The organism is Escherichia whittamii (assembly GCF_014836715.1).
Lineage (GTDB): Bacteria > Pseudomonadota > Gammaproteobacteria > Enterobacterales > Enterobacteriaceae > Escherichia > Escherichia whittamii.
This window is the reverse complement of record NZ_JACSQI010000003.1, coordinates 330,199-344,432: the sequence shown is the minus strand read 5'-3', so window position 1 is coordinate 344,432 and position 14,234 is coordinate 330,199. Positions and strand designations below refer to the sequence as shown.

The 14,234-nt window shown below is 52.4% G+C and carries 8 protein-coding genes; all 8 read left to right on the top strand.

Annotated features, from left to right (window positions below; all coding sequences use genetic code 11):
• The first annotated feature begins 113 nt into the window (after positions 1-113).
• The 8 genes from glcA to gspF all read left to right on the top strand — a co-directional run bounded on the left by glcA (position 114) and on the right by gspF (position 14,232).
• A complete protein-coding gene (gene glcA, locus H9644_RS07345) occupies positions 114-1,796 on the top strand; it encodes a glycolate permease GlcA (protein WP_000259282.1) in 1,683 nt (560 codons plus the stop codon).
• 495 nt (positions 1,797-2,291) lie between these two features.
• A complete protein-coding gene (sslE, locus tag H9644_RS07340) occupies positions 2,292-6,836 on the top strand; it encodes a lipoprotein metalloprotease SslE (RefSeq protein WP_191773950.1) in 4,545 nt (1,514 codons plus the stop codon).
• Positions 6,837-7,165: 329 nt separating this feature from the next.
• Positions 7,166-7,975, top strand: coding sequence for a prepilin peptidase PppA (gene pppA / locus H9644_RS07335; protein WP_191773939.1), 810 nt, complete (start codon positions 7,166-7,168; stop codon positions 7,973-7,975).
• Between the two features lie 65 nt (positions 7,976-8,040).
• Complete coding sequence (gene gspS2, locus H9644_RS07330; RefSeq protein ID WP_191773937.1) at positions 8,041-8,451, top strand: type II secretion system pilot lipoprotein GspS-beta; 411 nt, start codon at positions 8,041-8,043, stop codon at positions 8,449-8,451.
• Positions 8,452-8,466: 15 nt separating this feature from the next.
• Positions 8,467-9,426, top strand: a complete 960-nt coding sequence (gene gspC, locus H9644_RS07325; protein ID WP_191773935.1) for a type II secretion system protein GspC — start codon at positions 8,467-8,469, stop codon at positions 9,424-9,426.
• A gap of 29 nt (positions 9,427-9,455) precedes the next feature.
• Positions 9,456-11,516, top strand: a complete 2,061-nt coding sequence (gene gspD / locus H9644_RS07320; protein ID WP_000498829.1) for a type II secretion system secretin GspD — start codon at positions 9,456-9,458, stop codon at positions 11,514-11,516.
• Positions 11,516-13,009, top strand: a complete 1,494-nt coding sequence (gene gspE / locus H9644_RS07315) for a type II secretion system ATPase GspE (RefSeq protein ID WP_191773933.1) — start codon at positions 11,516-11,518, stop codon at positions 13,007-13,009. The genes gspD and gspE overlap by 1 nt, the downstream gene beginning before the upstream one ends.
• Positions 13,009-14,232 carry a type II secretion system inner membrane protein GspF gene (gspF, locus tag H9644_RS07310; protein ID WP_191773931.1) on the top strand — a complete coding sequence of 408 codons (1,224 nt, stop codon included), beginning with the start codon at positions 13,009-13,011 and terminating at the stop codon, positions 14,230-14,232. Before gspE ends, gspF begins: the two co-directional genes overlap by 1 nt.
• The last annotated feature ends 2 nt before the right edge of the window (positions 14,233-14,234 follow it).

The window sequence follows — 14,234 nt, the reverse complement described above, 5'->3', positions numbered from 1 at the left end:
GCAGCGTACTGTTGCTGTAAAGTATAACGCCTATATTTTACAGTTCAGTCCTCTTTTGCTTATTACAACCTTAATCATATCAAGCATATAAAGATAATAAGAGACTGAACAATATGGTTACCTGGACTCAAATGTATATGCCGATGGGAGGACTAGGGCTATCCGCTCTGGTTGCCCTGATCCCGATAATATTCTTCTTCGTTGCACTCGCGGTATTACGTCTGAAAGGACATGTCGCCGGAGCGATAACCCTTATATTATCTATCCTGATTGCGATATTCGCCTTTAAAATGCCGATTGATATGGCATTTGCTGCTGCGGGCTATGGCTTTATTTATGGATTATGGCCTATTGCCTGGATTATTGTCGCGGCGGTATTCCTGTATAAATTAACCGTTGCCAGCGGTCAGTTTGATATTATCCGCAGCTCGGTTATCTCCATCACCGACGATCAGCGTTTGCAGGTGTTACTGATTGGTTTCTCCTTTGGCGCGCTGTTAGAAGGTGCCGCGGGCTTTGGCGCGCCAGTGGCGATTACTGGCGCACTGCTGGTGGGGCTGGGCTTCAAACCGTTATACGCGGCGGGACTGTGTCTGATAGCCAACACCGCGCCGGTGGCGTTTGGTGCGTTGGGCGTGCCTATTCTGGTTGCCGGGCAGGTGACTGGCATTGACCCGTTCGACATTGGCGCAATGGCGGGACGGCAGTTGCCGTTCCTGTCGGTACTGGTGCCGTTCTGGCTGGTGGCAATGATGGACGGCTGGAAAGGGGTGAAAGAGACGTGGCCAGCGGCGCTGGTTGCGGGTGGTAGCTTTGCGGTTACCCAGTTCTTTACTTCTAACTACATTGGTCCTGAGCTGCCGGATATTACTTCGGCGCTGGTAAGTATCGTCTCACTCTCTTTATTCCTTAAAGTCTGGCGGCCAAAAAATACTGAAACGGCAATCAGCATGGGGCAATCCGCAGGTGCGATGGTAGTGAATAAGCCATCTTCTGGCGGCCCAGTACCCTCAGAATATAGCCTTGGGCAAATCATTCGCGCGTGGTCACCATTTTTAATCTTAACGGTACTGGTCACCATCTGGACCATGAAACCGTTTAAAGCGTTATTTGCTCCGGGCGGCGCGTTTTATTCGCTGGTGATTAATTTTCAGATCCCCCATTTGCATCAACAAGTCTTGAAAGCGGCACCCATTGTCGCCCAGCCAACGCCAATGGATGCGGTGTTTAAATTCGACCCGCTCTCCGCTGGCGGCACCGCTATTTTTATTGCGGCGATTATCTCTATCTTCATCCTCGGCGTGGGGATCAAGAAAGGTATTGGCGTCTTTGCAGAAACGCTAATTAGCCTGAAGTGGCCGATATTGTCGATTGGCATGGTGCTGGCATTTGCCTTCGTGACCAACTATTCCGGTATGTCCACCACGCTGGCGCTGGTACTGGCGGGTACAGGCGTGATGTTCCCGTTCTTCTCGCCATTCCTCGGCTGGCTGGGGGTCTTCCTTACCGGCTCGGACACTTCTTCTAACGCCTTGTTTGGTTCACTGCAATCGACCACGGCACAGCAAATTAACGTCTCTGACACTCTGCTGGTGGCAGCAAATACCAGCGGTGGCGTAACCGGCAAGATGATCTCCCCGCAATCTATCGCCGTGGCCTGCGCCGCGACGGGCATGGTGGGCCGAGAATCTGAACTGTTCCGCTACACCGTGAAGCACAGTCTGATTTTTGCCAGCGTTATCGGCATTATCACCCTGCTGCAGGCGTATGTGTTTACCGGGATGTTAGTTTCGTAAATCAATAAAGCCGGATGATCGTAAATATCATCCGGCTTCTTTCTACTCTCGTTTCATTATCCTGACTAAATAATTGCAAAATCATTTCGTGGTTTATTATCCATGTATAAATAATATTTCGTGTTCAGATAACTCGCTAAATAATTAAGGGAGTGAGAACATCTATTTTTTTGCCACGCAAAACAAGTCTGTATTAATTGTGTTCGCTTGATGAGTAAACACCGTGCTATCTGTTGCTTTTGCAATCGCAATCGTTAAAACTATCAACAACTTGGGATAGTTACATTGTGAATAATTGTTACTTTTTTGTTTGTTGAATCTTTTTATGAATACCCTGTCTGACCTCGAATAGGGGATATTCTTATAAATTTCACCTGTTTCGTTATCAATAATGCAGTTTTTTTAAGAATGGAGGAAGTTATTAGAGAAGATAAAACATAAAACTATTTCCTCAGTTACGAATTTTTTAACTACTTTTTGTCACTTGCGTTATTAATGAATAAGAAATTTAAATATAAAAAATCGCTTTTAGCGGCTATTTTAAGCGCAACCTTATTAACCGGTTGTGATGGCGGCGGTTCAGGTTCTTCCTCCGATAACCCGCCTGTAGATTCTGGAACAGGGGCTTTGCCGGAAGTGAAACCCGATCCAACGCCAACCCCGGAGCCTGAACCTACTCCGGACCCGACACCTGATCCAGAGCCAACACCAGAACCGGAGCCAGAACCTGTTCCTACGAAAACAGGTTACCTGACCCTGGGCGGAAGCCAGCGGGTAACTGGTGCTAAATGTAATGGTGAATCCAGCGACGGCTTTACCTTTACGCCAGGCGACAAAGTCACCTGTGTGGCAGGGAACAACACGACAATTGCCACCTTCGACACCCAGTCAGAAGCTGCGCGTAGCCTGCGTGCGGTTGAAAAAGTGTCATTTAGCCTTGAGGACGCGCAAGAACTGGCGGGTTCCGACGACAAGAAAAGCAATGCGCTCTCGCTGGTAACCTCCATGAACAGTTGTCCGGCGGATACAGAGCAGGTTTGCCTGACGTTCTCCTCGGTGATCGAGAGTAAACGCTTTGACTCGCTGTATAAGCAAATCGATCTGGCACCGGAAGAGTTCAAAAAGCTGGTCAATGAAGAGGTGGAAAACAATGCCGCGACCGATAAAGCGCCATCCACTCATACTTCACCGGTCGTGCCAGTCACCACGCCGGGAACAAAACCGGATCTGAACGCCTCCTTCGTGTCGGCTAACGCGGAACAGTTTTATCAGTATCAACCTACGGAAATCATTCTCTCCGAAGGTCGACTGGTAGATAGCATGGGCAATGGTGTGGTTGGCGTCAATTACTACACCAGCTCAGGCCGTGGCGTAACTGGCGAAAACGGCAAATTCAACTTCAGCTGGGGTGAAACCATCTCCTTTGGCATCGACACCTTTGAACTGGGCTCAGTGCGCGGTAACAAGTCGACTATTGCGCTGACGGAACTGGGCGACGAAGTTCGCGGCGCGAATATCGATCAGCTTATTCATCGTTACTCCCAGGCCGGAAAAAATGATGAGCGTGAAGTGCCGGACGTAGTGCGTAAGGTCTTTGCTGAATATCCCAACGTGATCAACGAGATTATCAATCTCTCGTTATCCAATGGTGAGGCGTTGAGCGAAGGCGATCAAACCTTTGAGCGGAAAAACGAATTTCTTGAGCAGCTTAAATCCGGGCAGGCTAAAGAGATTGATACAGCAATTTGTGACTCCCTTGGGGGCTGCAACTCTCAACGTTGGTTCTCGTTGACAGCACGCAATGTTAATGAAGGTCAGATTCAGGGCGTAATCAACAAGCTGTGGGGTGTGGATAAAGATTACAAATCTGTGACGAAATTCCACGTCTTCCATGACTCTACCAACTTCTATGGCAGCACGGGTAATGCGCGCGGTCAGGCGGTGGTGAATATCTCCAACGCGGCCTTCCCGATTCTGATGGCGCGTAATGATAAAAACTACTGGCTGGCCTTCGGCGAAAAACGCGCCTGGGATAAAAATGAGCTGGCGTACATTACTGAAGCGCCTTCCATTGTGCGCCCGGAGAACGTGACACGCGAAACTGCCACCTTCAACCTGCCGTTTATCTCGCTGGGACAAGTAGGCGAAGGCAAGCTGATGGTTATCGGTAACCCGCACTACAACAGCATTCTCCGCTGTCCGAACGGTTACAGCTGGGAAGGCGGTGTTGATAAAAGCGGTCAGTGTATGCGTAACAGTGATTCAAATGACATGAAGCACTTTATGCAGAACGTGTTGCGCTATTTGTCTAACAATAGCTGGACGCCAGACGCGAAAACTAGCATGACTGTAGGTACCAACCTGGATACCGTCTATTTCAAACGTCATGGTCAGGTTACAGGAAACAGTGCTGAGTTCGGCTTCCATCCGGATTTTGCGGGTATCTCCGTTGAGCATTTAAGTAGCTATGGCGATCTCGATCCGCAGAAAATGCCGCTGCTGATCCTCAACGGCTTTGAGTATGTGACTCAGGTGGGGGGCGATCCCTATGCAGTGCCTCTGCGTGCAGATACCAGCAAACCGAAGCTGACTCAGCAGGATGTGACCGATTTGATCGCCTATATGAACAAAGGTGGCTCGGTGCTGATCATGGAAAACGTGATGAGCAATCTTAAGGAAGAGAGCGCGTCTGGCTTTGTGCGTCTGCTGGATGCCGCAGGCCTGTCAATGGCACTGAACAAGTCGGTGGTGAATAACGATCCTCAAGGGTATCCGGATCGCGTTCGTCAGCAGCGCGAAAAAGGTATCTGGGTATATGAACGTTATCCAGCCGCAGACGGTGCGCAGCCGCCGTACACCATCGACCCAGATACGGGGAAAGTGACCTGGAAATATCAGGAAGAAAATAAGCCTGATGACAAGCCGAAACTGGAAGTGGCCAGCTGGCTGGAAGATGTTGATGGCAAACAGGTCAAGCGCTATGCCTTTATCGATGAGGCAGAGCATGAAACAAAAGAATCTCTGGAGGCGGCCAAGGCAAAAATCATTAAGGCATTTCCTGGATTAGAGGTGTGTAAGGATCCTGACTACCACTACGAAATCAACTGCCTGGAACATCGTCCTGGCACGGGGGTTCCGGTTACTGGTAGCATGTATGTTCCGCGCTATACGCAACTGAATCTCAGCGCCGACACTGCAAAAGCGATGCTACAGGCAGCGGATTTGGGAACTAACATTCAGCGCCTGTATCAGCATGAGCTTTACTTCCGTACCAATGGTCGCAAAGGTGAGCGTCTGAGCAGCGTCGATCTGGAACGTCTGTACCAGAACATGTCGGTCTGGCTGTGGAACGACATTAAATATAGCTATGACAGCAGCAAGGAAGACGAGCTGGGCTTTAAAACGTTCACCGAGTTCCTGAACTGCTACGCCAACAATGCCTATACTGGCGGCACGCAGTGTTCTGATGAGCTGAAAAAATCGCTGGTCGATAACAACATGATCTACGGCGAGAAGAGCGTTAATAAAGCGGGCATGATGAATCCGAGCTATCCGCTCAACTATATGGAAAAACCGCTGACACGCCTGATGCTGGGCCGTTCCTGGTGGGATCTGAACATTAAGGTTGATGTCGAGAAGTATCCGGGGGCGGTATCGGAAGAGGGGCAGGAGGTTACTGAAACTATCAGCCTGTACTCGAATCCGACCAAATGGTTTGCGGGTAACATGCAGTCTACTGGTCTGTGGGCTCCGGCTCAGAAAGAGGTCACCATTAAGTCCAATGCGAACGTTCCTGTAACTGTCACCGTGGCGCTGGCTGACGACCTGACCGGACGTGAGAAGCATGAAGTTGCTCTGAACCGTCCGCCAAGAGTGACTAAAACCTATGATCTGAAAGCCAATGGTGAGGTGAAGTTTACGGTTCCTTACGGTGGTCTGATTTATATCAAGGGCGACAGCAAGGAGGAGAAATCAGCTGAATTCAACTTTACTGGTGTGGTGAAAGCGCCGTTCTATAAAGACGGTAAATGGATAAACGATCTGAAATCTCCTGCGCCGTTGGGCGAGCTGGAGTCAGACTCTTTCGTCTACACCACACCGAAGAACAACCTGAATGCCAGCAATTACACTGGCGGACTGGAGCAATTCGCTAAAGATCTGGATACCTTTGCCAGCTCGATGAATGACTTCTACGGTCGTGATGGCGAGCAAGGTAAGCACCGGATGTTTACCTATAAAGCATTGACGGGGCATAAACACCGTTTCGCCAACGATGTGCAGATCTCCATTGGTGATGCGCACTCTGGTTATCCGGTAATGAACAGCAGCTTCTCGACGAACAGCACCACGCTGCCGACGACACCGCTGAACGACTGGTTGATCTGGCACGAAGTAGGTCACAACGCTGCAGAAACGCCGCTGACTGTACCGGGCGCAACTGAAGTCGCGAACAACGTGCTGGCGCTGTACATGCAGGATCGCTATCTCGGCAAGATGAACCGTGTCGCTGAAGATATTACCGTTGCGCCGGAATATCTGAACGAGAGCAACGGTCAGGCATGGGCGCGCGGCGGTGCGGGTGACCGTCTGCTGATGTACGCACAGCTGAAGGAGTGGGCAGAGAAAAACTTTGATATCACGAAGTGGTATCCAGATAGCAAGCTGCCAGCGTTCTACAGCGATCGTGAAGGGATGAAAGGCTGGAACCTGTTCCAGTTGATGCACCGTAAAGCACGCGGCGATGATGTTGGTGACAAGACCTTTGGTGGCAAGAATTACTGTGCCGAATCCAACGGTAACGCTGCGGACACGCTGATGCTGTGCGCCTCCTGGGTAGCCCAGACGGATCTTTCGGAGTTCTTTAAGAAATGGAATCCGGGCGCGAATGCTTACCAGCTTCCGGGAGCGAGCGAGATGAGCTTCGAAGGCGGTGTGAGCCAGTCGGCTTACAAGACGCTGGCGTCGCTTGGTCTGCCGAAACCGGTAAAAGGGCCGGAAACCATTAATCAGGTTACCGAGCATAAGATGTCAGCCGAGTAAGCCCGTAGGCCGGATAAGGCGCTCGCGCCGCATCCGGCATGAAATAAGGTGCATCGGGTTAACACATTTGCCCGATGCGCCAGCTTATCGGGCCTACAGACGGGAAAGCCGCGATTATTTGCGTTGGCAGACACCCGTAGGCCGGATAAGGCGCTCGCGCCGCATCCGGCATGAAATAAGGCGCACCGGGTTAACACATATGCCCGATGCGCCAGCTTATCGGGCCTACAGACGGGGAAAGCCGCGATTATTTGCGTTGGCTGACTCCTGTAGGCCGGATAAGGCGTTTTACGCCGCATCCGGCAAGTTACAACAAATAGCCTTTAACCATGCATTTTGATGTTTTTCAGCAATACCCCGCGGCGATGCCCATACTGGCTACCGTCGGAGGATTGATTATCGGCAGTTTTTTGAATGTGGTGATTTGGCGTTACCCCATCATGCTGCGCCAACAAATGGCGGAGTTTCACGGTGAAACGCCGAGTACGCAGTCAAAAATAAGCCTTGCGCTGCCGCGTTCGCACTGTCCGCATTGCCAGCAGACCATCCGCGTTCGTGACAACATCCCGCTGCTCTCCTGGCTAATGCTCAAAGGGCGTTGCCGTGACTGTCAGGCAAAAATCAGCAAACGTTATCCGCTGGTGGAGTTATTGACGGCACTCGCTTTTTTACTGGCGAGTCTGGTCTGGCCGGAAAGTGGATGGGGGCTGGCGGTGATGATATTATCCGCCTGGCTGATTGCCGCGAGTATCATCGACCTTGATCACCAATGGCTGCCTGATGTTTTTACGCAGGGCGTATTGTGGACAGGGCTGATTGCGGCATGGGCGCAGCAGAGTCCGCTCACGCTACAAGACGCAGTCACCGGCGTTCTGGTGGGGTTTATTACGTTTTACTCTCTGCGCTGGGTAGCCGGAATAGTTCTGCGTAAAGAAGCATTAGGCATGGGCGATGTATTACTCTTCGCCGCTTTAGGTGGCTGGGTAGGGGCGTTGTCGTTACCCAATGTGGCTTTAATTGCCTCATGCTGCGGCCTGATATATGCCGTTATTACAAAAAGAGGGTCAACCACACTGCCTTTTGGACCGTGTTTAAGTCTGGGCGGTATAGCAACACTTTATCTACAGGCATTGCTTTAATGATAACCACGTCATTATCGAAGTGACATTTTTACTCTTATTAATAACCTTAGAGATTATTAACCATGTCGATAAAAAAGATGCCAGGGAGGGTATTAATATCGCTATTGTTGAGCGTTACAGGATTATTAAGTGGCTGCGTCAGCCATAATGAAAACGCCAGTTTACTGGCGAAAAAACAGGCGCAAAATATCAGTCAAAACCTGCCAATTAAATCTGCGGGATATACCTTAGTGCTGGCGCAAAGTAGCGGCACGACGGTAAAAATGACCATTATCAGCGAAGCGGGTTCTCAGACCACGCAGACGCCTGACGCCTTTTTAACCAGCTATCAACGACAAATGTGCGCAGACCCAACGGTGAAATTAATGATCACCGAGGGAATTAATTACAGCATAACGATTAATGATACACGTACAGGTAACCAGTATCAGCGGAAACTGGATCGTACCACCTGTGGAATAGTCAAAGCATAACGTCGGGTATATAAATTGGCGCGGGTTGTTTTTCGTGACGCACGAATTTATCTCATTCAGTGGTTGACTAAAATTCGTCACACTCTTAACCAGAGACAATCTCTTAATACAGACAAAGAGCATCTGCGAAAAATTGTACGCGGGATGTTCTGGCTGATGCTGCTTATTATTTCTGCAAAAATGGCGTACTCATTCTGGCGCTATATCTCCTTTTCTGCGGAATATGCATCGGTTTCCCCATCGGTGAATAAACCGACCCGTGCGGATGCAAAAACGTTCGATAAAAACGACGTGCAATTAATCAGCCAGCAAAACTGGTTTGGCAAATATCAGCCCGTTGCCGCGCCCGTAAAACAACCCGAACCTGCGCCAGTGGCAGAAACGCGTCTTAACGTGGTACTGCGCGGGATTGCCTTTGGCGCCAGACCCGGTGCGGTTATTGAAGAAGGCGGCAAACAACAGGTTTATTTGCAGGGCGAACGGCTTGGTTCTCACAACGCGGTGATTGAGGAAATCAACCGCGACCATGTGATGCTGCGCTATCAGGGAAAAATGGAGCGTCTGAGTCTGGCAGAAGAGGAACGTTCCACTGTTGCTGTGACCAACAAAAAAACCGCCAGTGACGAAGCAAAGCAAGCTGTTGTTGAGCCTGCTGTCAGTGCGCCAGTTGAGATCCCGACGGCTGTGCGTCAGGCACTGGCGAAAGATCCGCAGAAAATTTTTAACTATATCCAACTTACGCCTGTGCGTAAGGAGGGGATTGTCGGTTATGCAGTGAAACCGGGGGCAGATCGTTCTCTGTTCGATGCCAGCGGTTTCAAGGAAGGCGATATCGCCATTGCGTTAAATCAGCAGGATTTCACTGATCCACGAGCAATGATTGCTCTGATGCGGCAGTTACCTTCAATGGATTCCATTCAACTTACGGTTTTACGCAAGGGTGCGCGCTACGACATTTCCATCGCGCTGCGCTAACCGCATTTAATCCAGGAGAATCATTCATCGTGTTTTGGCGTGATATTACGTTGTCGGTCTGGCGTAAAAAGACAACTGGCCTCAAAACAAAAAAGCGTTTACTGCCGCTGGTGCTGGCAGCGGCATTATGTAGTTCACCGGTCTGGGCGGAAGAAGCCACTTTTACCGCTAATTTTAAAGATACCGACCTGAAATCGTTCATCGAAACCGTCGGCGCTAATCTCAATAAAACCATCATTATGGGGCCGGGCGTGCAGGGGAAAGTGAGTATTCGCACCATGACCCCGCTCAATGAACGCCAGTATTACCAGCTATTCCTTAACCTGCTGGAAGCGCAGGGGTATGCGGTCGTACCGATGGAAAACGACGTGCTGAAGGTGGTGAAATCCAGCGCCGCAAAAGTCGAGCCGCTGCCGTTGGTCGGTGAAGGCAGCGACAACTACGCAGGCGATGAAATGGTCACTAAAGTGGTGCCGGTACGCAATGTGTCGGTACGCGAACTGGCACCGATTCTGCGCCAGATGATCGACAGCGCGGGCTCAGGCAACGTCGTTAATTACGATCCCTCCAACGTGATTATGCTTACCGGACGCGCCTCAGTCGTGGAGCGGTTGACGGAAGTGATCCAGCGCGTGGATCACGCAGGAAATCGCACCGAAGAGGTTATCCCGCTGGATAACGCCTCGGCTTCGGAAATTGCCCGCGTGCTGGAAAGCCTGACCAAAAATAGCGGCGAGAACCAGCCTGCGACGCTGAAATCACAAATTGTTGCTGATGAACGCACTAACAGCGTAATTGTCAGCGGTGACCCCGCCACGCGGGACAAAATGCGCCGCCTGATCCGTCGCCTGGACTCAGAAATGGAACGCAGCGGCAACAGCCAGGTGTTCTATCTCAAATACAGCAAAGCGGAAGATCTGGTCGATGTTCTGAAACAGGTCAGCGGCACGCTCACGGCGGCTAAAGAAGAGGCGGAAGGTACGGTCGGTAGTGGGCGTGAGGTCGTCTCTATCGCCGCCAGCAAACACAGTAATGCCCTGATTGTTACTGCGCCGCAGGACATCATGCAGTCGCTGCAAAGCGTGATTGAACAACTGGATATTCGCCGTGCTCAGGTGCATGTCGAAGCGTTGATCGTGGAAGTTGCCGAAGGCAGCAATATCAACTTTGGCGTGCAGTGGGCGTCGAAAGATGCCGGATTAATGCAGTTTGCCAACGGTACGCAGATCCCAATTGGCACGCTGGGAGCGGCGATATCTCAGGCGAAGCCGCAGAAAGGCTCCACGGTGATCAGCGAAAACGGCGCTACCACCATTAACCCGGACACCAATGGCGATCTCTCCACGCTCGCCCAGCTACTTTCCGGCTTTAGCGGTACGGCGGTTGGCGTGGTAAAAGGCGACTGGATGGCGCTGGTACAGGCGGTTAAAAACGACTCCAGCTCGAACGTCCTCTCCACACCGAGCATCACCACGCTGGACAACCAGGAAGCCTTCTTCATGGTGGGGCAGGATGTTCCGGTATTAACCGGCTCTACCGTTGGCTCCAATAACAGCAACCCTTTCAACACCGTAGAGAGGAAAAAAGTCGGCATCATGCTGAAAGTCACGCCGCAGATTAACGAAGGTAACGCGGTACAGATGGTGATTGAACAGGAAGTGTCGAAGGTGGAAGGGCAGACCAGCCTCGATGTGGTATTTGGTGAGCGCAAACTGAAAACCACCGTGCTGGCTAACGATGGCGAGCTGATTGTGCTTGGTGGTCTGATGGACGACCAGGCGGGAGAAAGCGTGGCGAAAGTGCCGTTGCTGGGCGATATCCCGTTGATTGGTAACCTGTTTAAATCGACGGCGGATAAAAAAGAAAAACGTAACCTGATGGTATTTATTCGCCCGACGATTCTGCGTGACGGTATGGCGGCAGACGGCGTTTCGCAGCGCAAATATAACTATATGCGCGCCGAGCAGATCTATCGCGATGAGCAAGGCTTAAGCCTGATGCCGCACACCGCGCAGCCGGTACTGCCAGCGCAAAACCAGGCCTTACCGCCGGAAGTCCGCGCGTTTCTTAATGCCGGGAGAACGCGTTAATGGTGCCTGTAGCACAGGAAACCACCGCTAACACCGTGCGTCTGCCTTACAGTTTCAGCCGTCGGTTTAGCCTGGTGGCATGGTGCGAAGCGTCGCTGGAGATCCTCCACGTCCACCCGTTGTCGCTCTCTGTTTTGCAGGAGCTGCAGCGGGGGCTGAACGCGCCGTTTACGCTGCGGCAAATCGATGAGGCCGAGTTTGAACAGCGACTGAATGCGGTCTGGCAGCGGGACTCTTCCGAAGCTCGCCAGTTGATGGAAGATCTCGGCTCTGCCGAGGACTTTTTTACCCTCGCAGAAGAGCTGCCGGAAACGGAAGATTTGCTGGAAAGCGACGACGATGCGCCGATCATCAAACTGATTAACGCCATGCTGGCAGAGGCGATTAAAGAAGGCGCTTCGGATATCCACATTGAGACGTTTGAAAAGAGTCTGGTGATCCGTTTTCGCGTTGACGGCACATTACATGAAATGCTGCGCCCGGGGCGCAAACTGGCTTCGCTGCTGGTATCACGTATCAAGGTAATGGCGCGGCTGGATATCGCCGAAAAGCGCGTACCGCAGGATGGCCGTATTGCGCTGCTGCTGGGTGGTCGGGCGATCGACGTCCGTGTATCTACCATGCCTTCCGCCTGGGGGGAACGCGTGGTGCTGCGACTGCTGGACAAAAACCAGGCCCGCCTGACGCTGGAGCGTCTGGGTTTAAGTCTCGAACTGACTGCGCAGTTGCGTCAGCTGTTACACAAACCGCACGGCATCTTTCTGGTGACGGGGCCGACCGGTTCCGGCAAAAGCACCACGCTGTACGCTGGATTGCAGGAGCTGAACAACCACTCGCGTAACATTCTCACGGTTGAAGACCCTATCGAATACATGATTGAAGGGATCGGTCAGACACAGGTTAACACCCGCGTCGGCATGACCTTCGCCCGCGGCCTGCGCGCGATTTTGCGTCAGGACCCGGATGTAGTGATGGTCGGTGAAATCCGCGATACCGAAACCGCAGAAATCGCCGTTCAGGCTTCACTGACCGGGCATCTGGTACTTTCCACGCTGCATACCAACACGGCGGTAGGGGCGATCACGCGTTTGCAGGATATGGGCGTTGAGCCTTTCCTGCTCTCTTCCAGCCTGACGGGCGTGATGGCGCAGCGACTGGTTCGCACGCTGTGTACCGACTGCCGCCAGTCCGCGCCTGCCACTGACGAAGAAAAACGCCTGCTGGGGATTACCGATGCGCGTACCGTCACGTTGTACCATCCGCAGGGCTGCCCCGCCTGTAATCACAAAGGTTTTCGCGGACGTACCGCCATCCATGAGCTGATCGTAGTGGACGCCACGCTGCGTGATTTGATCCACCGTCAGGCCGGGGAGCTGGAGCTGGAACGTTATGTCCGGCAACACTCTGCGGGTATCCGCAGCAACGGCATTGAGAAAGTGCTTGCCGGAGAAACCTCTCTCGATGAAGTGCTGCGGGTAACCATGGAGGCGTAATGGCACTGTTTTACTATCAGGCGCTACAGCGCAATGGTCGCAAAACCAAAGGCATGATTGAGGCGGATTCCGCGCGTCATGCCCGCCAGTTGTTACGCGGTAAAGAGCTCATTCCCGTGCACATTGAAGCCCGGCTGAATGCTTCGTCAGGGGGAATGTTGCAGCGTCGGCGGCACGCACATCGTCGCGTGGCGGCGGCAGATCTGGCGCTGTTCACTCGCCAACTGGCAACGCTGGTGCAGGCAGCAATGCCGCTGGAAACCTGCTTACAGGCGGTCAGTGAGCAAAGTGAAAAACTGCATGTAAAAAGTCTCGGAATGGCGCTACGCAGCCGGATTCAGGAAGGTTACACCCTCTCGGACAGCCTGCGCGAACATCCCCGCGTCTTTGATTCCCTGTTTTGTTCGATGGTGGCTGCCGGAGAAAAATCCGGGCATCTCGACGTGGTGCTCAATCGCCTGGCGGATTACACCGAACAGCGCCAGCGCCTGAAATCACGCCTGCTGCAGGCCATGCTCTATCCGCTGGTATTGCTGGTGGTGGCAACGGGCGTGGTCACTATTTTGCTGACGGCGGTAGTGCCGAAAATCATCGAACAGTTCGATCATCTTGGACACGCGCTGCCCGCTTCCACCCGCGCGCTTATTGCCATGAGCGACGCGTTACAGACCAGCGGCGTTTACTGGCTGGCGGGCCTGCTGGGGCTTCTGGTGCTGGGGCAACGGCTACTCAAAAACCCTGCTATGCGCCTGCGCTGGGATAAAACTTTGCTGTGCCTGCCCGTGACGGGGCGTGTTGCGCGCGGACTGAATACGGCGCGCTTTTCCCGCACGTTAAGCATCCTCACCGCCAGCAGTGTTCCGCTACTGGAAGGCATTCAGACCGCCGCCGCCGTGTCGGCAAATCGCTATGTCGAACAACAACTGCTGCTGGCGGCAGATCGCGTCCGCGAAGGAAGCAGTCTGCGCGCCGCGCTGGCGGAGTTGCGGCTGTTCCCGCCAATGATGCTGTACATGATCGCCTCCGGCGAACAGAGCGGCGAACTGGAAACCATGCTTGAGCAGGCCGCAGTTAACCAGGAACGGGAATTTGATACCCAGGTAGGACTGGCATTAGGACTGTTTGAGCCTGCGCTGGTGGTGATGATGGCGGGCGTGGTGCTGTTTATCGTCATCGCCATCCTTGAACCGATGCTGCAACTGAACAATATGGTTGGAATGTAATT

What these genes read in the sequence shown, in the direction of transcription:
- glcA (WP_000259282.1), top strand. Translation starts at nt 114, where the DNA reads ATGGTTACCTGGACTCAAATGTATATGCCGATGGGAGGACTAGGGCTA.
- sslE (WP_191773950.1), top strand. Translation starts at nt 2,292, where the DNA reads ATGAATAAGAAATTTAAATATAAAAAATCGCTTTTAGCGGCTATTTTA.
- pppA (WP_191773939.1), top strand. Translation starts at nt 7,166, where the DNA reads ATGCATTTTGATGTTTTTCAGCAATACCCCGCGGCGATGCCCATACTG.
- gspS2 (WP_191773937.1), top strand. Translation starts at nt 8,041, where the DNA reads ATGTCGATAAAAAAGATGCCAGGGAGGGTATTAATATCGCTATTGTTG.
- gspE (WP_191773933.1), top strand. Translation starts at nt 11,516, where the DNA reads ATGGTGCCTGTAGCACAGGAAACCACCGCTAACACCGTGCGTCTGCCT.
- gspF (WP_191773931.1), top strand. Translation starts at nt 13,009, where the DNA reads ATGGCACTGTTTTACTATCAGGCGCTACAGCGCAATGGTCGCAAAACC.